Origin of the sequence: Paeniglutamicibacter sp. NPDC091659 (genome assembly GCF_044756805.1) — a bacterium.
Classification (GTDB): Bacteria; Actinomycetota; Actinomycetes; order Actinomycetales; family Micrococcaceae; genus Paeniglutamicibacter.
Genome location: NZ_JBIVTO010000013.1, coordinates 77,261 through 97,661, shown reverse-complemented (window position 1 = coordinate 97,661; position 20,401 = coordinate 77,261). Strand labels below are relative to the sequence as shown.

Genomic DNA, 20,401 nt, shown 5'->3' with positions numbered 1-20,401 from the left:
ATGAATACCCTTTCTTTCCTTCTCAAACGACTGGGCGGCCTGGCCATCGTGCTGCTCGTGACCTCGTTTCTGGTCTTCGGGCTGCTGTACCTGGCTCCGGGTTCGCCGCTGGCGTTCGTGCTCGGCCCGCGCGGCGGGACCCCGGAACAGATTGCCAAGGTCACGGCCCAGTACCACCTGGACGACCAGTTCCTGCTTCGCTATGTGAACTGGCTGGGCGACGTGCTCGGTGGCAACCTCGGCGAATCGATCGTCTACCGCCAGCCGATCACCGAGCTGTTCGGACCGCGCGTGGGCACCACCATCGCGCTTGTCGCCCTGGCCACGGTGCTGATCGCAGTGGTCGGAATCCTCTTCGGCATGCTCGCCGCGCTCAAGGGCGGGGCAGCGGACCGGATCATCTCCACCATCGCCACCCTGGGGCTGTCCGTCCCGGTGTTCGTCGTCGGCGTCGGGCTCATCAGCGTGTTTTCGGTGGGCCTGGGCTGGTTCCCCACCTTCGGCACCGGAACCGGGGGATGGGACACGCTCTACCACCTGCTGCTTCCGTCGATCACCTTGGCAGTGGCCTCCGCCGCCTACCTGGCACGCATTACCAGGGCCGCGGTAATCGAGGAACGCAGCCGAGAGCACGTGCAGACCGCGACGGTGCGCGGCCTTGCCCCAAACGTGGTCATCCGCCGCCATGTGCTGCGCAACGCGCTGGTGCCGATCACCACGGTCATGGGCTTGACCATCGCGACGCTCATCGCAGGTGCTGTGGTCGTGGAAAACGTCTTTGCCCTGGATGGACTGGGTTCGCTGTTGGTGCGCGCCATCCTGCAGCGTGACTACTCGGTGGTGCAGGCAGTGATCCTCGTGCTGGTCTTCGCGTTCGTCATCATCAATACAATCGTCGATCTGCTGTACTCGGTGATCGACCCTCGCATCAGTCTCGGGAGCAAGCAATGACATCCAGCACGATTTCAGCCGCGGGCATGCGCCAGGTGCGTACGACTTCACTGCGGACACTGACCGAGCGACTGGGGGTCACCGGCGTGGTGGCAGTGGCCATCCTGGCCCTGCTTGTCCTGCTGGCGGTCCTTGCCCCGCTGGTTGCCCCACACGACCCGAACTTCCCGAACCTCTTGGCGGCGCTGAACTACTCCAGCGCCGACCACCTGCTGGGCACCGACGCCCTAGGGCGCGACCTCCTCTCGCGGCTGATCTACGGTGCGCGGATCACCCTGGCCGGCCCCGGGCTGGTGATCCTGATTTCCACGGTCGTGGGTACGGCGCTGGCGCTCATCGCCGCCTGGTGTGGCGGGAAGGTGGACACCGTGATCTCTTGGGTGCTTGACGTGCTGTTCGCGGTGCCGGGCATCGTATTCGGCATGGTCGCCGTGGCCATCTTCGGGCCGAACCTGTTCAACGTGGTTGTCGGACTTGCCGTGGCCTACGTTCCCTACGTGGCCCGTGTGGTGCGTTCCAGCGCGCTGCGTGAGCGCACCATGCCCTACGTTCAGGCAGCCCACCTGCAGGGCCAATCCTCTATCGGAATTGTTCTCAAGCAGATTCTGCCGAACGTGCAACCGATCGTGGTGGCGCAGGCGGTCTCCTCGCTGGGCTTCGCCGTCATGGACCTGGCGGCCCTGTCCTTCCTGGGACTGGGTGTCCAGCCGCCGACCGCCGACCTGGGTCTGATGGTCAAGTCCGGGTTCGACTCGATGATGCGCGGCTACCCGTTGGAAGGAATCAGCGCCGGCGTGGCCATCGTGGCCATCGTGTGGTCGGTGACAGTGATCGGCGACAAACTGACGAGCAATGCAAGGAGCATGGGATGAACACCGCACTGTTGGAGGTCAATGACCTCACCGCAACATTGGTAACTCGCAAACAGCGGCTGCGGCTGCTCGACGGCGTCACCTTCAACATCGAGCCAGGGCGGGCCCTGGGTCTGGTCGGGGAGTCCGGGTCTGGCAAATCGCTGACAACCCGCGCGATCACCCGGCTGCTGGACCCGGCTTTCCGGGTGGGCGGGCAAATCAGCTTCCAGGGCACCGACGTGCTTTCGATGAACGCGGCCGCCCTGCGTTCCTACCGGTTGACCAGGGTGGGGATGATCTTCCAGGACCCCCGGGCCCACATCAACCCGGTATACCGGGTGGGGGACTTCCTGACCGAGGCCCTGGTGCTCGGGCGCGGGATGGACCGCGGGCAGGCCGAGGACCGGGCGATCACGCTGCTGGAAGAGGTCGGGGTGCGCAATGCGTCCTCGCGGCTGCGCCAGTACCCGCATGAGCTGTCGGGCGGCTTGCTCCAGCGCGTGATGATCGCCAGCGTGCTCCTGGCCGAGCCGGAACTGATCCTGGCCGACGAGCCGACCACCGCACTGGATGTCACCGCGCAGTCCGATGTCATGGCGATCCTGGAGGAACAACGCCGGATCCGCGGCATGTCGCTGCTGTTGATCACCCACGACCTGGAACTGGCCGCCGCCTGCTGCGACGAGCTGGCCGTCATGTATGCCGGACAGATCGTTGAACAAGGTGCCGGGATCCACGAGAATCCCAGCCACCCGTACACCACGCAATTGCTCGAGGCCCGCCCGAGCATCGAGTCGAAATCCGACCGCTTGCCCACCTTGAGCTACACCCGAGAGGACCACGAAGCATGGAAGAGCACCCGGTTCGACGCGCAGGAGGTGTCGGCATGAGTGGCGAGCCGATCATCAGGGCACTCAACCTGCGCAAGGAATACAGCTCGGGCTCCGGGAAGGTGTTGGCGGTGGACTCGGTGTCCTTTGAGCTGCATGCCAACGAATCACTGGCCATCGTGGGCGAATCGGGCAGCGGCAAGACTACCGTGGCCAAGATGCTGGTGGGGCTTGAATCACTGAGTGGTGGCTCGCTGGATGTCCTTGGAGCCAGCCGTACCCACCTGCCGCGCACGGCCGCCCAACGCCGGCGCTGGGCCAGCCAGGTGCAGTACGTGTTCCAAGATCCGTACTCTTCGTTGAATGGGCGATCCCGCATCGGGGCCATCATCTCCACCTCCATCGCGCTGCACGCCACCGACAAGCCGGACGCGGCCACGCTGCGCTCCCGTGCGATGGCGCTGCTGGACTCGGTGGGCCTGCCCGAGCGCTTCTTCGATTCCTTCCCCCACCAGATGTCCGGCGGCCAGCGCCAGCGGGTGGCGATCGCCCGGGCGCTGGCAGCGAACCCCCTGGTCCTGGTGCTTGACGAGGCGGTGGCGGCCCTGGACGTATCGATCCAGGCCCAGATCCTCAACCTGCTCAACGACATCCGCGCGGAGCGGGAGATCAGCTACATCTTCATCACCCACGACCTTGCGGTGGTGCGGCAGGTTGCCGAGCGCACCCTGGTCATGGAAAACGGGAGAATCGTTGACCAGGGGGACACCGACACACTGCTCGATACACCGAGCCACCCCTATACACGTGCCTTGCGGGCGGCGGTGCCCGGCCCGGGGTGGCGCCCGCGCCGCCGTGATGACTTGGCGTTGGCGAAGTGACCAGCACGCTGGTCACCGCACGGCACGTACTTGTCCACCAGGGCGACGGGCACCGGATGCTCCGCGACGGGGCGGTGCTCGTGCGCGGCGCGCGGATCGAATGGGTCGGTCCGGCCGAGGACGCCCCCGCTGCCGGGCAGCGCATCGAACTGGGCGAGAGCCTGCTGATGCCCGGGCTGATCGATCTGGAGGGCCTGGCCGACATCGACCACATCGTGCTGGACTCGTGGATCGACGGGGACACAGCTCTGCTGTGGTCCCGGGACTACGCGCCGCGGGCCGTCAACGCCCTGGGCGCGGAGGACCGGTCCCGCATGCGGCTGTACGCGGTGGCCCAACTGGCGCTGCACGGGATCACGTCGTTCATGCCGATCGCCTCGGAAGTCCACACGGCATGGTCCGAGACCCACGATGACGCCATGGACCTGGTGGCGGCGGCACGCGCCGTGGGGCTGCGCGGGTTCATCGGGCCCTCCTACCGTTCGGCGGTCCATGTGGCCGAACCCGACGGCTCCATGGGGATGTTCCACGATGAGGCCGCCGGCCGGCGGGGCTTCGCCGACGCGCTGCGCTTCCTGGACACCGTCCGGGAGCTGGGCGACCCGTTGGTCACCGGTGTGCTCGCCCCGTGCCGGGTCGAATCGGTCAGCCGCGAGCTGCTCGAACGCACGGCACGAGTGGCCGCCGAGCAGAACGCGCTGGTGCGTGTGCACGTGTTCCAGGACCTCTTCGAGAACGAGATGCTTGCCGCCAGCCACGGCACGGATGCGATGGGATTGCTGCGGGAGACCGGGCTGCTGAACGACCGGCTGGTGATTGCGCACGGGGTGTACCTGGACCGGCACCCGCAGGCGATTGGCGAGGATACGGGGCAGCTGGCCGAGCTGGCTGCCGCCGGGGTCTCGATCGTGCATTGCCCGGTCACCAACGCACGCTACTCCTTTCACCTGCATCGCCTGGGGGATTACCTGGAGGCGGGCGTCAACATGGCGCTGGGCTCAGATTCCTTCCCGCCGGACTTGATCCGGGCCATGGATCTGGGAACGCATCTGGCCAAGGCGCAGTACGGCAGTCTTGAATCGCATTTCTTGCCCGAGTACGTGAATGCGGCCACGCTCGGCGGCGCACGGGCGTTGCACCGGGATGACCTGGGCCGCATCGCCGCAGGGGCGAGCGCGGACCTGGCCGCCTTTGCCCTGGATTCCGTGCGCACCGGACCAATGGAGGACCCGCTGCGTACGCTGCTGCAATCGGGCACCGGGGCGAACGCGGTGTTCAGCATGGTGGCCGGGCGCCCGGTGGTCCAGGACGGAAAGTTGCCCGGGGTGGACCTGGAGGCGTTGCGCGAGGACGGGCAACGCATCTTCGACCGGCTCAAGGCTTCCTACTCGGAGCGCACCGCGAGCACTGCAGGGGAGTTGTTCCCTCCGGTTTTCCCCGAGGCCGGCCCGTTTGAATCCCGGGTCGACCCCGTGGAGGAGATGCTTCGGAACTAACCGAGCAGGGTCCCTCCGGCGGCGATCCGGCGCCCGCCGCGGACCACCGCGGCGGGCGTTGGGCGGTTGACGACCAGTTGGGCGATGCCCGGCTGGTCGAACTGCACGTAGTCGGTGGCGGTCGCCGGATCGAAATCCAGCACCCGCTCGATCCCGAGCAGCCGGGCACCTCCCATGGTGGCGATCTCGAAGCAGCGCTGCAGTTCGGCGTCGGTGATCGCCCCGGTGCGGTAACCGAGCAGGTGCATGCGGTCCACCATTGAGCCGGTGCCGAAGGGCGACCATGCGTCGCGCACGCCGTCGGAGCCCAAAGCCAACTTCACCCCGTGCTTCTCCAGCAGGTCCAGGTTGGGAACCGGATCCGGGCCAAGCGCGCAGGTCGCGATCCAGACCCCGGCCTCGGCCAACGCCTCAAGGGTGCGCTCCAGATCGGCCGAGACCGCCTCACAAATGGCGAATGCGTGCCCGATCGTGACCCGGTCGCGCAAGCCCAGTGTGGCGGTGCGTGACGCGATCTCGCGCAGTTCGACCAACCCCTCGGGTCCCATGTCGTGCACGTGGATATCGATGTCCCGGCCGTGCTTCTGCGACAGCCCGAAGACCACATCCAGGTGTCCGTGCAGGTCCTGCTCCAGCCCGATCGGGTCGATGCCGCCGACGAGGTCTGCGCCCTCGGTCAGGGCCGCCTCCAGCAGGTTGACGCTGCCGGGGTCGGTCAGCAGCCCAAACTGTGGGAACGCCACGATCTGCAGGTCCAGCATCTCGCGGTACTTCTCGGCAACCGACCGTGCGGCATGGATGTTCTTCAGGCCGATCCGTGTCCCGAAGTCGATGTGGGCGCGCATTGCCGTGGTGCCGTTGGCGATTGCCTGCTCGACCAGGGCGCCCATTCGGTGTTCCACACTGTCCTGGTATGTCAGTTGGGTTTCCATGTCGTTGGAAATGAGATCCGACAAGGTGGCGGCGGGCTTGCGAGAGAGCCAGGTGCCGCCCCAGGACGTCTTGTCCGGGTGGATATGGGCGTCCACAAATCCCGGCGTAATCAGGCGGGTGGTGGAATCGGTGGTGGACGTCATTGGCTACCTCGTATCTGGTGGGAGTCGATCGGCGATGCGCGGGACCGCTTTCCGCAATGGTATACCAATAGTGTTTGGCGCCTGATCTGCGAGGCTTTTTTGGCTCGCAGGCCCGTGCCGTAGCGAGCGTCCGCGAATTCTGGGGCCATTGCCGGACGACAACCCGCAACGGCCCCGTCGAGGCTTCCTCGGACGAGGCCTTCGCGCGGTGCGGGAGGGGGTCGAGCTCAACGCCGGGTCGCGGAAGCCCTGGATCTGCTTGGTGCTGGCCCATGACGCGGCGGTGCTGCCGGTGCTGTCGTGAGTCGATGTGCACCGCTATCGGCTTCTACCCGTCGAACGCCATGGGGTAACCGGTTCATGGACTGTGGCGATGGCGTGCAACTTGAGCCGACGCAAAGGTGGCCCGTTGGCCCGTTGGCCCGTTGCGCTGTCCGTGCGGAGGCGCGCAACCGCGCGAGAGTCGATATCGAGACTGTGCATGGGGCAATGCTCCGGGATGTTGCTAGTGCCGTTGAGGGGTGCCGAACCCCGGGTTGGCACAAGGGTCTGCCCCATGCGATGCCTGTTCGGGATTCCGGGGCCGCGAAGCTGGGGCTGCTGGGAGTCCGGTGTTCCTACTGACTACATTTTTCGATCAAACAATAGTTGGTATACCGGATTCTTTGAGGCTCATCGGTGCCGGATCCCCCGCCGTCGCCTTGGTGAATGGGGTTCGAGGGCAAGTCGTTTGACCGCAGTCAACCAGCGGTTTCGGTGATTCGCTCGAGGCCCTTCTGGTGCGGACGGGTGGCGCGCGCGAAGGGAGGCGTGCATGCGGAATCACATTTCATGACTTCACACTCTTTCTTTGGAATACCAAAATGGCTACACTTCGAAGAAAGATACTTCACCTCGGATAGAAACGACTGCTCATGACACTTTTACTCAATGCCTCTTCGCTGCAGACGGTCCTCGACATGCCTTCAACTGTTGAAGCCGTGGAACAAGTCTTTGCTGATATTGCCAACGGCACCGCCATGCAGCCGACACCTGTTGCCATGAACGTATCTCCTGCCGATTCCAGCTTCATTGTGATGCCTGGCGTAGCCGCCGGCCCCGGATTGGCGTCGGTCAAGCTACTGGCAGACGTTCCCTCCAATTCGGGTCGCGGATTGCCGACGCAACGGTCCATGATCATGCTGGCCGACCATGTGACCGGCGAACCCTTGGCGATCTTGGATGGGCGGGTTCCCACCCGCATTCGTACTGCAGCCGCTACGGCGGTGGCTACCCGTCATTTGGCTCGTCCCGAGGCATCGACCTTGGGCTTGGTTGGCGCGGGGGCACTGGCGGTGGCGCACGTCGAGGCTCTGTTGTGCGTGCGGCCCATCAAGCGGGTTGTTGTTTGGACGCGCTCGGCAGAACGAATGAAGGAGTTCCGTGCCGCAATTGCCCATCACGATTTGCACGTCGAATCGGTTGACAGCGTTGAGGCGGTTTTCGCCGCCAGCGACATCGTTTGCACGCTGACGCCCTCGGTCGAACCCATCGTCAAGGGGGAGTGGTTCCGTTCGGGGTTGCATGTCAACGCGGTGGGGGCTCGCCCGCGGCCGGGTGAGCGAGAGATCGACACGGTGGGAATGACTCGTGCGCGAGTGGTGGTTGACCATTGGGGTACGGCGAAAACCAAGTCGGGCGCATACCTCGTGGCGTTGTCCGAGGGGGCGATTGCGGCCGAGGACATCGTGGGGGAGTTGGGCCAGGTGGTCTCGGGGCAAATCGTGGGCCGGCGCAACGCCGACGACATTACGTTGTTCAATTCCGTGGGGGTGGGACTGCTGGATCTTGCGATTGGACGGTTGGCCTACGACCGTGCCATTGACCGTGGGCTTGGACAGCACGTGAACCTGGCGCTGTAGTCGAACGGTGAAGTCACGCCGTGAATCCTGAGAGACACATAGACTTGAGGGAACTAGCTGAATCGGACATTGCAACGGAAGGGCAGGAACATTGCCTGTAACGCCAGGGTTTGAACCGGAGTCGGTCCGTGTGACCGACCATATCCGCAACGAGATCATTGACGGTGTCCGTGCCCCGGGGAGCAAGCTTGTCGAGCGTGACTTGGCCAACGAGCTGGGCGTCAGTCGCTTGCCGGTTCGCGAGGCACTCAAGACGTTGGTTGCGGAAGGCATCGTGACGCCCCGGCCGCGCACCTGGGCCGTGGTCCGAGAGTTCACTCCGTCTGACATTGCAGATTTCAATGAGGTACGCAGTGGGCTCGAGCTCATGTCGTTCAAGCTGGCAGCCCAGCGTCATACCCGTCAGGGGCTTGCCGAGCTGCGGGAAGTGCTTGACCAGGAACTCTTGAGCGCTCGAAACGGCGATGCTGTTACCTCGCGTCGGAAGGGTGCCCAATTCCACGAAATCGTGACCAGGCTGGCCGGAAATGACCTGCTGATTGAATTGAACGGGATCTTGTCTTCGCGGATGCGTTGGCTGCTTTCGCAGCACGATGACTTGATCACCATGGCCGAAGAGCACGAAGAGCTATACCAAGCCATCGCGACGCGCGATGTTTCCAAGATGGATGCTTTGGTGAGCGCCCATCTTGAGACAAGTCATTCAAGCGTCATGACCCGTACCGGGGGAGTTGCAGCAGGATCTGCCTAGTGGCAGAGTGCTCCGTGGCCCCAGGAATTCCGCAGATTCCGGGAGCGCGGGGCAGGGAGAGGTGGCTTCATCGCTCTGTGATTGCTCTGGCAAAGTCCGGTCGATGATCGGAGGCGAGTCACTTTTTCACACGGACCGTGCAATTCTTGAGCCGCCAAGGCTTGCAACTTGGAGGATCTCTCCGTTCCGAGGTGAGCTCAGCCCGGGCCTTGAATGCGGGTTGGAAATGAACGGTCGCGAAACCCGAACGTGCGCAGAAGTAGCTGAAGAACGAGGCGCCACTTCAGGGACGGACCACTGTATTGAGCTCCTGCACCATTGCTGTGGACCTCACCGGCAAGCGCAATAGCGATATGGAGGCTCCGCCCCGAATGGGCAGGAGGGGTGAGTATCTTTTCCTGCCCAAGCAGCCAATTCCGGGCCTCACTGTCGCAGTGAAAGACCTCACCGTACTGCCTAAGGCCTGTGCGCGCCTGCGTATCCCGAACGGGCTTGGCCTCGGTTCATTGGTGATGACCTGCTCATGAACCGTGCCGCCACTTGTTCACGACTCCCGGCGGTGTTGCATCCGGAAATGAGTAGGGGACTGGCCGCTCCGCTCCGAGAACAAGCGGCTGAAGTAGGCCGGATCCTCGTAGCCCACCAGCCGGGAGATCCGCTGGATGGGAAGGGCCGTGTCCGCCAGGAGGGACTGTGCCCGCGACATGCGCAACTGCAGCACGAACTCTTTGGGTCCGACCCCCGTTGCGTCCTGCACGGCTCTCCGAAGTTCCGACGGCGACACTCCATGGAGTGCCGCCTGCTCTCTCAGCCCCAGCTGAAGATGGGCGGTTTCGCGCAGCCCGGAAAGTAGGCGTTCATGGGGCCCGACCGGTACGGCGTGGACATGCCTTCCGGCGTCCAGCAGGACGCGCTGGGTGAGTACGGAGGCCTCCAGATCGCCACGGGGCCCTTCGAGGCGCAGGGCTGTCCGCAGTCCTGCGAAAAGTCCAAGCGTCGCGTCAAGGTCCGGGCCTTGGCCCTCGACAAGCTGCAGCCAAGGAGGCTCACGGGGGAGATACCCGAGTTCTTCGAACGCCCGTGCCGTTGGGCCTGCGAAGAGGACCCAGTGCTCGCTCCAGCCGCCGGGGCTCGGGCCGTAGCCGTGGCTGACGCCGGGGAATAGCCACAGGAGGGCCGGCGCCCTGAGCTTCTCCGCCTTGCCCCCGCTATTGAACAGCCCGGTCCCTTCGGAAACGATCACGAGGGCGTGGCTGCTCAGCGTCCGGCCGGAGAAGGAGGGGAGTCGTCCGCTTTGCTCCCCCGCTCCGAGACACACCAAACCAAGGTTCCGCAGCGGTGGGGCGGGCTGTCTGTAGTGCGACCACTCGTCCATTGACCCCATCCTGCTCCTGTCCGGCATGGGAATCAAGCCGAAGAAAAGTCCAAGTGGGCACCGTGGAAGTCCATTCACTCCGAGAGTCCGGATCGACAGACTGGGTGAATGTTGACCTCGAACGGCTACGTCCTGGACGAATCGGAGACCCGTCTGGGCCCGCTCGACCCTGTTCCGGCGTCGGAACGCTTTGACCGTGATGCCCTCTGGACCCGGCTCCGCCGCGACGGCTACCTCTATCTGAAGGGCCAGCTGGACCCGGCCCAACTGCTGGAGTTCCGGCGCTACTACTTCGAATCGCTCGGCGGGGCCAATGTGTACGCAGCGGGAACCGACCCGCTCCTCGGCCTTGCCGCGGCCGGGGACGTGGACCGCGCCGCCATGCGCCGCAGCCTCTTCGACATCATCGTCCCGGGCCCGGAGTACGAGTCGCTGTGCACCATGCCGGCCATCGCGGACTGGTTCGCCTGGCTCCTGGACGACGATGTCCACCTGCACCGGCGCAAGATCATCCGGCACACCAAGCCCGGGGAGGCGGGGATCGGTACCGCCACCCAGGCCCACTACGATCTCGTATACCTGCGCGAGGGTAGTGACAGGGTCCTGTCCATGTGGATTCCGGTGGGCGATTGCCCCCGGGAACGCGGCGGCCTCGCCTACCTGGAGGGCAGCCACCACTGGGTCATGGCAGGGGAACGCGCCGGGACCCTCAAGCTGCCGGCCGCCTCCATCACCGCGGACCTGCCGGGCCTGGCCAGTCAGCACGATGCACGGTGGCTGCTGGCGGATTACGAGGCAGGCGACGTGGTGGTCCACTCGGCGCACATCGTGCATGCCGCCTTGGACAACACAGACGTCGGCGGCATCATGCGCCTCTCCACTGATATCCGCTACCAGCGGGCCGGTGAGCCGATCGACTGGCGATGGCAGGAGCACTGGAGTGACGACGACGGCTTATAGCCGGGCTGGTCAGGCATCCGGTTCCTCGCTTCGGTAACGGAGTTCGCGTTGGGATCCTCGGCGGGGCGACCCCGAGCGAGGCAGAGTCTCCAGATTTGTGCCGCCCGCACCACGCGCTGCAAGTCGCCGTCATAGCCATCGTATGAAACGACTTTGCAGACGCCCTGGTCTTTGGCTGCCACTGGGTCTCGCCATTCGATCGCTCTGAGTGTGGCATGGAGGCACTCCAGTGCGGTGGACCGCGGCCTTAAAGGGAGTTCTGGCAGGGCATGCAGGTTTCGATCCGTTGAGAGCCATCGAAGAAATTGGTTGACCGTTTAAGTAACCACATTTATGTTCAAGTGCGCATCTGGTATCCAGAATTTGATCGATTTTTCCCCATATTTCACAGTTTTTTGACAGCTCGATCGGTCTTTTGAACGCTGTGAATATTTTGGTATTCCATATCTGGATAGTTTGGTATACAGTTTTTCGTGTTGCATGGATCACTCTCGCGAAGGGCTTGTCGTCATGACCAACACAGCTTCGAAGGCTCAAATGCCAGCGGCCACCAAGCCGGCGGCCACGGGCCGCTCACTGCTGGCCACAGCGTGGTTGCGCATCCGCAAGAACCGCGTCGCCATGATCAGCCTGATAGTGGTGATCCTGACGGTTCTGTTCGCCATCTTTGCTCCGGTACTGGTGGCGATCTCGGGCCAAGACCCGAACACAACCAACACTTCCCCGGACGTGTTGGACGACTTCTACACACCGGGTTTGCCCCTGCCGTACTACATGTACCCCAGCGCAGAGCACTGGCTCGGGGTGGAACCGGGCCTGGGCCGGGACCTGTTTGCACGTCTGGCCTACGGGGCCCGGGTCTCGCTGAGCATTGCCCTTCTCTCCACCTTGGTTTCGGTGGTCCTGGGCACCGTTCTGGGAGCCGCTGCCGGATACTTCGGCGGCAAGATCGACATGGTCATCAGCCGCATCATGGACCTGTTCCTGGCCTTCCCCCACCTTCTTCTGGTGCTTTCGATCGCGCCCATCCTCCAATCCAGGCTGGCCGGCACGAACTTGGCCAGTGGGTCTTTCGTTCCCATCGCTTCGCTGGTCATCGTCCTGGGCTTCTTTGGCTGGGCATACCTCGCCCGTGTGGTTCGCGGACAGGTACTGATGATTCGCGAACAGGAATTCATGGATGCGGCGAAGTCTTTCGGCACTTCGCACCGCTCGATGATCCTCAAACAGGTCATTCCCAATGTTTCCGGGGTCGTCTTGGTCTACGCCACGATGATGATTCCCGCCAACATCACGGCAGAGGCGGCCCTGTCCTTCCTAGGTGTCGGCGTCAAGGACCCGACCCCCTCCTGGGGGCAGATGCTCAACGCCGCCCAAGCCGGCAACTGGTACCTGAGCGATCCGTGGTTCCTGGCCGTTCCAAGTATCGCGCTGATCATCACGGTGCTGGCCTTCAACCTGCTGGGCGATGCGCTGCGCGACGCGCTGGATCCCAAGTCCTCACGCTAGATAGATTTCCACCTTTCCAGATTCAATTCGCTTCATTTCCATAGGAGGATCCATGAAAAAGCAAGCAGTCATGATGCTGTCGTTCACGGCGGCGATGGCCCTCGGGCTGACCGCCTGTGCCGGAGGCCCCGGCGTCGCCAAGGGACCCCAAGGCGGGGTCGACCAGTCGGCCGACCGGTACGCACCCGTGGTCGTGCAATCCGGTTTCGCGGAAAAAGGCGGCAACATCAACGTGTTGATGTCCGCAGACTTCGCGACCCTGGATCCGGGCAACTCCAACTACGTGCAGACGGCCAACGTCGGCCAGCTCTACTACCGGACCTTGACCATGGCCAAGGAAACCGCGGGCCAGCCGCCGGAAATCGTCCCGGACCTGGCGACCGACTTGGGCAAGGTCTCGGATGACGGAAAAACCTGGACCTACACCCTGCGTGACGGGCTGAAGTTCGAAGACGGATCCCCGATCACTTCCAAAGACATCAAGTACGGGGTGGAACGCACCTACGCCCGCGACGTCTACACCCAGGCACCCCAGGAGCTGAATTCGGCCCTGACCGATGACGCCTACAAGGGCCCCTACTCCGACGGCGATCTCGAAGCCATCGAAACCCCGGACGACAAGACCATCGTCTTTCACCTCAAGCAGGCCTTCGCCGAATTCCCGGCGCTTGTCTCCCGTTCGAACACCGCACCGGTGCCGAAGGCGAAAGACACCAAGCAGGACTACACCAACCACCCGGTGTCCTCGGGCCCGTACAAGGTCAAGAGCTATGACCGAGGGCGCGAAATGGTCCTGGAACGCAACGAAAACTGGGACCCCGCCACCGACCCGAACCGCCCGGCGTTGCCGGACACCTACACCTTCAGCCTCTCGACCTCGCAGTCGACGATCTCCCAGAAGCTGATCTCGGACGCCGACGCGAACGCGATCACCCTGGACAGCAACGGCGCCCTGCAGGTCTCCGACGCGGCCAGCCTGAACGACCCCAAGATCAAGGAACGAACTGCCGGCGGCTTCCTGGGCTGCATCGACGTGCTCGACCTGAACACCGAGACCATCACGGACCCGACGGTGCGCAAGGCCATCGCCTTGGCCATGGACCGGGAGTCCATCCAGGTGCAGTACGGCGGCGCGCGTTTCGGCGAGCTGGTGAACACTCAGCTGACCAAGAACATGGCCGGTGTCACCGAGCAGATCAGCGATCTGGATCCGGCCGGCAAGCCCAAGCTCGAAGAAGCCAAGAAGCTGCTCGAGGGCAAGGAATACCCGAAGAAGCTGGTTTACGGCTACTCCAACGCCACCGAGCGCTACAAGAACGTCGGGACCGTGCTGCAGCAGAACCTGAAGGAACTCGGCATCGACCTGGAGCTGCGCCCGATCCCGGCCGCGAACTACTACTCGACCCTTGCCGGCGAAGGCATGCCGGACATCGCCCGCTCGGGCTGGTGCGGCGGCGCCGACTCGTCGTCGGTGCGCATGACCGTGGACCCGAACCTCGGCCCGTCGTTGGACGGCAAGACCTACGGGTTCAGCAACATCCCGCGCTTCTTCGACGAAGAGCTTTCCAAGAAGATGTACGAGCTGCGTTCCGCCACGGGAACCGCGGAGGAACTGGGCGCGAAGTGGTCCGATCTCTACAACGAGGTCATGGCCACCTACCCGCTGGTTCCGACCATGCACAGCTACACCAACTCCGTGGTCGGTTCCAACATCCGAAATGCCCAGGTCGGCTACTTCTTTGGCGCCATTGACCTGAATTCGGTCGGCGTCGCAGAGTAAGGCACCGGATCATGGCTAGTTTCCTCTTCCGCAGAATCGGCGCGATGCTCCTGCTGCTTCTCGTCGTCAGCTTCATTACCTTCACGCTGTTCCAATTCGGCCCCGCGGACCCCGCCTCCGCAGCATGCGGCCAGGAGTGCACTCCCGACCGCGTCGAACAGGCCCGGGTGGCATTGGGCCTGGACAAGCCGTTCTTCGTCCAGTACCTGGCCTTCCTCTCGGGGCTGATCGGTCCGCGGATGCTCGGGGCTCCGGGCGCCGAGCAGTTCTGCGCCTGGCCTTGCCTCGGGAAGAGCTTCCAGACCAACGAGAACGTGACGGACATGGTTGCCAACGCCCTGCCGTACACGTTGTCGCTGGCCGTGGGTGCCGTGCTGTTGTGGACGATCTCGGGCGTGGGCCTGGGACTGTTCGCCGCACTGCGGAAGGGGAAACTTGCCGACCGCATCATCGTCGGTGCCTCGTCGATCGGTGTTTCGCTGCCGATCCCCGTCACCGGACTGGTGCTCTTGCTCGTCTTCGTCGGAACGCTGGGCTGGTTCCCGTTCACCACCAACCAGATCCGTTCCCCGTTCGGCGAGGCAGGCTTTGGCGGCTGGGTCGCCAACTATTTCCTGGCCTGGGTCGCGCTGGCGGTGCTTTTCTCGGCGCAGTACGTGCGCATCACCCGAAGCAACATGATCGAGACCTTCTCCGAGGACTTCATGCGAACGGCCCGGGCCAAGGGGTTGTCGCGCCAGACCGTCGTGTTCAAGCACGGCGTGCGGGCCGGCATCACGCCGATCATCACGATGTTGGGCCTGGACCTCGGCGCCCTGCTGGGCGGCGCGGTGCTCACCGAGCAGATCTTCTCCGTACCGGGACTGGGCTTCACCGCGGTGCGCGCGGCCACCAGCGGCGACTTGCCGGTGACCATGGCCATCACCATGCTTGCCGCCTTCTTCATTATTCTTTTCAACGTGATCGTGGACGTGTCCTACGCGTTCATCGACCCGAGAGTCAAGGTGGGCTGACCATGGAACCGATGCTGACGGTCAAGAACCTGAGCGTGAAATTTCCGACCGACGACGGACACGTGGCGGCCCTGAACGGCATGGACCTGACCCTGCACCGCGGGGAGACCGTGGGGTTGGTGGGCGAGTCCGGGTCCGGGAAATCCGTGACCAGCCAGGCCATCATGGGCCTGTTCAAGGAGACGCGTGCGCAGGTCGAAGGGGAGATCACCTTCGAGGGCACCGACCTGCTGGCCCTGGGGGAGGATGCGATGCGTGCCTACCGGGGAAAGAAGATCGGCATGATCTTCCAGGACCCGCTCTCTGCCATGCACCCCTTCTACACGGTCGGGTCCCAGATCGCAGAGGCCTACCGGGTGCACAACAAGGTCTCGAAAAAGGCCGCCCGCGCGGTGGCGATCGACATGCTCGGCAGGGTGGGCATTCCCGACCCGAAGCGGCGGGCGGACAGCTACCCGCACGAGTTCTCCGGCGGCATGCGCCAGCGCGCCATGATCGCCATGGCCCTGGTCTGCGAGCCGGAGCTGCTGATCGCCGACGAGCCGACCACGGCGCTGGACGTCACCGTCCAGGCGCAGATCCTGGACCTCATCTCCGATCTGCAGGCCGAGACGAACTCCGCCGTCATCTTCGTGACCCACGACCTGGGAGTGGTGGCCCAGCTGTGCAAGCGCGTGGTCGTCATGTACGGCGGCCAGTGCGTCGAGCAGGCCACCGTGCGCCAGATCTTCCAGCAGCCGTCCCATCCCTACACCCGGGGACTGATGGCCTCGATGCCGCACCTGTCCGGCGAGGGGGACCGGCTGACGCCGATCCCCGGGTCCCCTCCGGCGCTCCTGTCGCTGCCCCAGGGCTGCATCTTCGCCGACCGCTGCGAATTCGCGCAGCTTGTCCCCGGCAGCCTGTGCACCACGAAGCGACCCGGATTGCTGCTCGAGGGCGGGCATGCGGTGCGCTGCCACGCCCACGAGCTTGACCTGCTGGGCGAAACCAGCCTGATCGGAGCGGGATCATGAACACGCCACTTCTCGAGGTCAGCGACCTGACCAAGCACTTCCCGACCAAGGGGGCCATGGGCCGGACAACCGGCGCGGTCAAGGCCGTGGACGGGGTGAGCTTCACGCTCGAACGCGGGACGACGCTCGGCCTGGTCGGCGAGTCCGGCTGCGGAAAATCCACCACCGGCAAGGTGCTCATGCGGCTGCTGGATCCCACCAGCGGCAGCATCAAGCTGGACGGCGAGGAGGTCACGGGCCTGCGCGGCAGGCAGCTGGACGGCTTCCGCCGGCGCGTGCAGATGGTCTTCCAGAACCCCGCCTCGTCGCTGAACCCGCGCCAGTCGATCGGCGCGACCATCGCGGCTCCGCTGGTCGAACAGCGCATCAAGCCCCCGGGCGGCATCAAGGCCACGGTGATGGACCTGATGGAGCGGGTGGGCCTGCGCCCGGAACACGTCAATCGCTTCCCGCACGAGTTCTCCGGCGGCCAGCGCCAGCGCATCGGCATCGCCCGGGCGTTGGCCCTGGAGCCGGACGTGGTGATCTGCGACGAACCGGTCTCCGCGCTGGACGTCTCCGTGCAGGCCCAGGTGGTGAACCTGCTCAAGGACATCCAGCGAGACACCGGGGTCGCCTACATCTTCATCGCCCACGACCTGGCGGTGGTCAAGCACATGGCCGACGAGGTGGCCGTGATGTACCTGGGCAAGATGATGGAAAAGGCGCCCAAGCAGCAGATGTTCGCCGACCCGCGCCACCCCTATACCCGCGCGCTGCTCTCGGCCGTGCCCAGCGTCGACCTGGACGCCGCGCTGACCGAGCGCATCCGGCTGGGTGGGGACCTGCCCTCGCCGAGCAACCCGCCCTCGGGCTGCGTGTTCCGCACGCGCTGCCCGGCCTACCAACTGCTGGACGAGGCGGGCCAGGCCCGCTGCGCCAGCGAGGTGCCCGCCGGCGAACTGGCCTGCCATTTCCCGCAGGCCCCGATGGCCATGGCCGCCGCCGCCATGCAGAGATAGCACGACCCTGACATGGAACGACCCGATGAACCACCTGGAAGGAACCCCCACATGCTGATCAGCAACGCCCGTCCCTGGGCCGGAAAAGCCAGCGACATCCTGATCGAGGACGGCAAGATCGCCGCGATCACCGAGCACGACCCGACCCTCGAGCCGGGCGCGGATGACGTCGATGGCCGCGGCCGGATCCTGATCCCGTCGTTCTCCGACGTGCACGTGCACCTGGACTCGACCCGCATCGGCCTGCCGTTCCGCAAGCACACGGGCCGCCCCGGGGTGTGGGGCATGATGAGCAACGACCGCGAGCACTGGCGCGACGCCGAGATCGGGCTGGAGGAACGCGTGGCGGAAACGCTGGAGCGCATGATCGCCCGCGGCACCACCCGCGTGCGCTCCTTCGCCCAGGTGGACGTCGACTGCAAGCTCGAGAAGTACGAGGCCGTCGTGGCCGCGAAGGAAAAGTTCGCCGACCAGGCCGACGTGCAGGTCATGGTGTTCCCGCAGGCAGGCATCCTGCTGGAACCGGGCACCGAGCGCTACCTCGAGGACGCGCTGCGGGCCGGCGCCGACGTCATGGGCGGCATCGACCCCTGCGAGCTGGACCGGGACCCGGTCCGCCACCTGGACGTGGTCTTCGGGCTGGCCGAGAAGTACCAGGTCGAGATCGACATCCACCTGCACGAGGCCGGCACCCAGGGGGTCTTCTCCGCCGACCTGATCGCCGAACGCACCCGGGCCCTTGGCATGCAGGGCAAGGTCAACCTCTCGCACGCCTACGAGCTGGGCAGCGTCAACGCCGCGACCAGCCGCCGGCTGATCGACACGTTCGCCGAACTGGACATCTCGCTGACGTCCGTGGCGCCGAGCACCTCGAACCACCTGCCGCTGGTCGACCTGGTCGAGGCCGGGGTGCGCTTCGGCCTGGGCGAGGACGGGCAGCGCGACTACTGGAGCCCGTACGGCAACTGCGACCTGCTGGATAGGACCTGGCAGCTGGCCTTCGTCAACGGCTTCCGCAAGGACGAGCTGATCGAACACTCCCTGGCCGTGGCGACCATCGGCGGTGCCTCCATCATGGACCGCGACGTTCCGCGGCTGGCCTCCGTGGCCGACCGACCGGGCGTTGCCGTGGGCGACCGCGCCGACCTGGTGCTGGTCGACGGCGAGACCATCGCCTCCACGGTGATGGACCGCGGCACCGACCGCACCGTCATCCACGATGGGCGCGTCGTCGCCGACGGGCTGAAGGTCCTCTCGGTGGAACGCAGCCGCTAACTACCGGCGGCCGCACGAACCAACGGCCGGCGGGGTCCCGAGACGGGGCCGCCGGCCGTTTGTCGTTCGGCAAGGGGCGGGTCGCGATGGGCCAATCGACCCATCGTGCGGGGGAGCTTCCGCACAAGAATCAAGAACAAGAAGCAAGAACAAACACCAACGCAAGGGAGCATAAATTGGGTCGGATCACCCGGGTCAGGGCGGCATTCGTGGTCGGCTACGCGGACGGGGACCACTGCATCTGGCCCGGGGGCGAGCTGGTGCACGAGGACGATGTCGTCGTCTTCGTGGGCCGCGGCTACGCCGGGCGCGTCGATAAGGAAATCGACGCAGGCAACGCCATCGTGTCGCCCGGCTTCATCGACCTGAACGCGCTGGCGGACATCGACCACGCGATCTTCGATTCGTGGCCGGCGGGCGAGAGCCGGACGGGCCTGGCCTGGTCCCGGGAGTACCTGGCCAACCACGGCCCGGTGTTCACCGAGGAGGAGGAACTCTTCCGGCGGCAGTTCGCAATCAGCCAGCTGGTGCGCAACGGGATCACCACCATGATGCCGATCGCCGCGGAGACCTACAAGCCGTGGTGCGAGGACTACGCCGACGCGGCGCAGCTGGCCTCGGCCGTGACCGAGATCGGGCTGCGCGCCTACCTGGGCCCGAGCTATCGCACCCACGTCCCCTACACCGACGGCACCGCCTCGCTGCTTCACGAGGACGAGGCCCAGGGCCTGGACGGGTTGGAACAGGCGATCCGGTTCTGCCGGGACTTCGAGGGCGCCGCCGGCGGGCTGGTCCGCACCGCGCTGCTGCCGGCTCGCATCGAGACGCAAACCGAGCTGACGCTGAAGATGACCCGGGAGGCCGCCGACGAGCTCGGGGTTCCGGTGCGACTGCATGCGGCCCAGGGCCTGTTCGAGGTCGGGGAGATCGTGGCCCGCACCGGGCTGCGCCCGATCCCGTACCTCGAGTCGATCGGGTTCCTGGGGGAGAAGACCTTCATCCCGCATGCCTGGACGGTGCCCGGGCACCGCCACATGCCCGAATCCTTCGGGGAGGGCGACGACGTGGCGATCCTGGCCGGGCACGGCACCACGGTGATCTTCTGCCCGATCCCCACCGCCCACTACGGCGTCTGCCTGGAGGACTTCGATTCCTACCGGGCCCGGGGCGTGCGCGTGGTGCTGGGCACCGATTCGGCCCCGCCGAACATGATCCGCGCCATGGACCTGGCCATGGGCATGACCAAGGCGGCCACGGGGGAGCGGACCAGCGCCCGGGCCGAGGACCTTTTCCGGGCCGCGACCCTGGACCCGGCGAACGCGCTGGGCCGGGAGGACCTGGGCCGGTTGGCCGCCGGCGCCCAGGCGGACTACTTCGTGCTGGACCTGGACGGCACCCACATCGGGCCACACGGGGACCCGGTCCGCACGCTGGTGATGAACTGCGACGGCCGGGACATCACCCGGGTGGTGGTCGCAGGCAAGACAATCGTGGAGGACAAGGAGATCGTGACCGTCGAGACCGGATCCTACGCCGAGCGGGCCCAGCGGTTCCTGGAAAAGTACATGGCCTCCTTCAGCGTCAGCGACTTCAGGAAACGCCCGACGCACGAGCTTTTCCCGCCCAGCTTTCCGCTGTGCTGACACCATGAAATAGCTACTGGCCGGCGGTTTCACGGGTGCGGCCCCGACTCGTCGATACAGCGTTCGGGACCACAACCCTATGCTGGGGG

At 65.2% G+C, this 20,401-nt stretch carries 17 protein-coding genes; 15 read left to right on the top strand and 2 right to left on the bottom strand.

Translation table 11 applies throughout. The annotated features are described in order from the left end of the window. From ACIQLF_RS19350 to ACIQLF_RS19330, 5 genes are read left to right on the top strand one after another with little or no spacing between them, the layout of a single operon-like run. Complete coding sequence (locus ACIQLF_RS19350) at positions 1-951, top strand: ABC transporter permease (RefSeq protein ID WP_400302142.1); 951 nt, start codon at positions 1-3, stop codon at positions 949-951. Next, positions 948-1,823, top strand: coding sequence for an ABC transporter permease (locus ACIQLF_RS19345; RefSeq protein ID WP_400302140.1), 876 nt, complete (start codon positions 948-950; stop codon positions 1,821-1,823). Before ACIQLF_RS19350 ends, ACIQLF_RS19345 begins: the two co-directional genes overlap by 4 nt. Next, positions 1,820-2,695, top strand: a complete 876-nt coding sequence (locus tag ACIQLF_RS19340; protein WP_400302138.1) for an ABC transporter ATP-binding protein — start codon at positions 1,820-1,822, stop codon at positions 2,693-2,695. Before ACIQLF_RS19345 ends, ACIQLF_RS19340 begins: the two co-directional genes overlap by 4 nt. Further along, positions 2,692-3,516 carry an ABC transporter ATP-binding protein gene (locus tag ACIQLF_RS19335; protein ID WP_400302135.1) on the top strand — a complete coding sequence of 275 codons (825 nt, stop codon included), beginning with the start codon at positions 2,692-2,694 and terminating at the stop codon, positions 3,514-3,516. The genes ACIQLF_RS19340 and ACIQLF_RS19335 overlap by 4 nt, the downstream gene beginning before the upstream one ends. Continuing rightward, a complete protein-coding gene (locus tag ACIQLF_RS19330) occupies positions 3,513-5,012 on the top strand; it encodes a chlorohydrolase family protein (protein ID WP_400302132.1) in 1,500 nt (499 codons plus the stop codon). The genes ACIQLF_RS19335 and ACIQLF_RS19330 overlap by 4 nt, the downstream gene beginning before the upstream one ends. Here the strand turns inward: ACIQLF_RS19330 and ACIQLF_RS19325 are convergent. Beyond that, complete coding sequence (locus ACIQLF_RS19325) at positions 5,009-6,088, bottom strand: amidohydrolase family protein (protein WP_400302130.1); 1,080 nt, start codon at positions 6,086-6,088, stop codon at positions 5,009-5,011. The genes ACIQLF_RS19330 and ACIQLF_RS19325 overlap by 4 nt on opposite strands. Positions 6,089-7,002: 914 nt before the next feature. Here ACIQLF_RS19325 and ACIQLF_RS19320 point away from each other — a divergent pair. Together ACIQLF_RS19320 and ACIQLF_RS19315 are read left to right on the top strand one after the other, a co-directional pair. After that, entirely contained in the window at positions 7,003-7,989 is a 987-nt protein-coding gene (locus tag ACIQLF_RS19320) for an ornithine cyclodeaminase family protein (RefSeq protein ID WP_400302127.1), read from the top strand. 130 nt (positions 7,990-8,119) lie between these two features. Beyond that, a complete protein-coding gene (locus ACIQLF_RS19315; protein ID WP_400302125.1) occupies positions 8,120-8,740 on the top strand; it encodes a GntR family transcriptional regulator in 621 nt (206 codons plus the stop codon). Between the two features lie 544 nt (positions 8,741-9,284). On the opposite strand, the gene ACIQLF_RS19310 is transcribed toward ACIQLF_RS19315, so the two are convergent. Then, positions 9,285-10,115: a helix-turn-helix domain-containing protein gene (locus ACIQLF_RS19310; RefSeq protein WP_400302123.1), complete on the bottom strand. Its 831-nt coding sequence runs from the start codon at positions 10,113-10,115 to the stop codon at positions 9,285-9,287. A 108-nt stretch (positions 10,116-10,223) separates the two neighbouring features. On the opposite strand from ACIQLF_RS19310, the gene ACIQLF_RS19305 reads away from it, so the two are divergent. The 8 genes from ACIQLF_RS19305 to ACIQLF_RS19270 all read left to right on the top strand — a co-directional run bounded on the left by ACIQLF_RS19305 (position 10,224) and on the right by ACIQLF_RS19270 (position 20,312). Then, positions 10,224-11,075 (top strand): phytanoyl-CoA dioxygenase family protein, encoded by an 852-nt coding sequence (locus ACIQLF_RS19305; protein ID WP_400302121.1) that lies wholly within the window; start codon positions 10,224-10,226, stop codon positions 11,073-11,075. Positions 11,076-11,585: 510 nt separating this feature from the next. Then, entirely contained in the window at positions 11,586-12,584 is a 999-nt protein-coding gene (locus ACIQLF_RS19300; protein ID WP_400302118.1) for an ABC transporter permease, read from the top strand. A gap of 52 nt (positions 12,585-12,636) precedes the next feature. Further along, on the top strand, positions 12,637-14,364 hold the full coding sequence (locus tag ACIQLF_RS19295; protein ID WP_400302116.1) for an ABC transporter substrate-binding protein: 1,728 nt from the start codon (positions 12,637-12,639) through the stop codon (positions 14,362-14,364). Positions 14,365-14,375: 11 nt separating this feature from the next. Then, positions 14,376-15,377 (top strand): ABC transporter permease, encoded by a 1,002-nt coding sequence (locus ACIQLF_RS19290; protein WP_400302113.1) that lies wholly within the window; start codon positions 14,376-14,378, stop codon positions 15,375-15,377. Between the two features lie 2 nt (positions 15,378-15,379). Continuing rightward, positions 15,380-16,393 carry an ABC transporter ATP-binding protein gene (locus ACIQLF_RS19285; RefSeq protein WP_400302111.1) on the top strand — a complete coding sequence of 338 codons (1,014 nt, stop codon included), beginning with the start codon at positions 15,380-15,382 and terminating at the stop codon, positions 16,391-16,393. Beyond that, on the top strand, positions 16,390-17,394 hold the full coding sequence (locus ACIQLF_RS19280) for an ABC transporter ATP-binding protein (protein WP_400302108.1): 1,005 nt from the start codon (positions 16,390-16,392) through the stop codon (positions 17,392-17,394). Before ACIQLF_RS19285 ends, ACIQLF_RS19280 begins: the two co-directional genes overlap by 4 nt. A 51-nt stretch (positions 17,395-17,445) precedes the next feature. Continuing rightward, positions 17,446-18,669: an amidohydrolase family protein gene (locus ACIQLF_RS19275; RefSeq protein WP_400302106.1), complete on the top strand. Its 1,224-nt coding sequence runs from the start codon at positions 17,446-17,448 to the stop codon at positions 18,667-18,669. Positions 18,670-18,845: 176 nt separating this feature from the next. Next, a complete protein-coding gene (locus ACIQLF_RS19270) occupies positions 18,846-20,312 on the top strand; it encodes a chlorohydrolase family protein (protein WP_400302104.1) in 1,467 nt (488 codons plus the stop codon). Positions 20,313-20,401 lie beyond the last annotated feature (89 nt).

Excerpts from the sequence above, each read along its gene's own strand:
- ACIQLF_RS19345 (WP_400302140.1), top strand. The coding sequence starts at position 948 with ATGACATCCAGCACGATTTCAGCCGCGGGCATGCGCCAGGTGCGTACG.
- ACIQLF_RS19305 (WP_400302121.1), top strand. The coding sequence starts at position 10,224 with ATGTTGACCTCGAACGGCTACGTCCTGGACGAATCGGAGACCCGTCTG.
- ACIQLF_RS19340 (WP_400302138.1), top strand. The coding sequence starts at position 1,820 with ATGAACACCGCACTGTTGGAGGTCAATGACCTCACCGCAACATTGGTA.
- ACIQLF_RS19300 (WP_400302118.1), top strand. The coding sequence starts at position 11,586 with ATGACCAACACAGCTTCGAAGGCTCAAATGCCAGCGGCCACCAAGCCG.
- ACIQLF_RS19350 (WP_400302142.1), top strand. The coding sequence starts at position 1 with ATGAATACCCTTTCTTTCCTTCTCAAACGACTGGGCGGCCTGGCCATC.
- ACIQLF_RS19275 (WP_400302106.1), top strand. The coding sequence starts at position 17,446 with ATGCTGATCAGCAACGCCCGTCCCTGGGCCGGAAAAGCCAGCGACATC.
- ACIQLF_RS19285 (WP_400302111.1), top strand. The coding sequence starts at position 15,380 with ATGGAACCGATGCTGACGGTCAAGAACCTGAGCGTGAAATTTCCGACC.
- ACIQLF_RS19335 (WP_400302135.1), top strand. The coding sequence starts at position 2,692 with ATGAGTGGCGAGCCGATCATCAGGGCACTCAACCTGCGCAAGGAATAC.
- ACIQLF_RS19310 (WP_400302123.1), bottom strand. The coding sequence starts at position 10,115 with ATGGACGAGTGGTCGCACTACAGACAGCCCGCCCCACCGCTGCGGAAC.
- ACIQLF_RS19280 (WP_400302108.1), top strand. The coding sequence starts at position 16,390 with ATGAACACGCCACTTCTCGAGGTCAGCGACCTGACCAAGCACTTCCCG.
- ACIQLF_RS19320 (WP_400302127.1), top strand. The coding sequence starts at position 7,003 with ATGACACTTTTACTCAATGCCTCTTCGCTGCAGACGGTCCTCGACATG.
- ACIQLF_RS19290 (WP_400302113.1), top strand. The coding sequence starts at position 14,376 with ATGGCTAGTTTCCTCTTCCGCAGAATCGGCGCGATGCTCCTGCTGCTT.
- ACIQLF_RS19295 (WP_400302116.1), top strand. The coding sequence starts at position 12,637 with ATGAAAAAGCAAGCAGTCATGATGCTGTCGTTCACGGCGGCGATGGCC.
- ACIQLF_RS19325 (WP_400302130.1), bottom strand. The coding sequence starts at position 6,088 with ATGACGTCCACCACCGATTCCACCACCCGCCTGATTACGCCGGGATTT.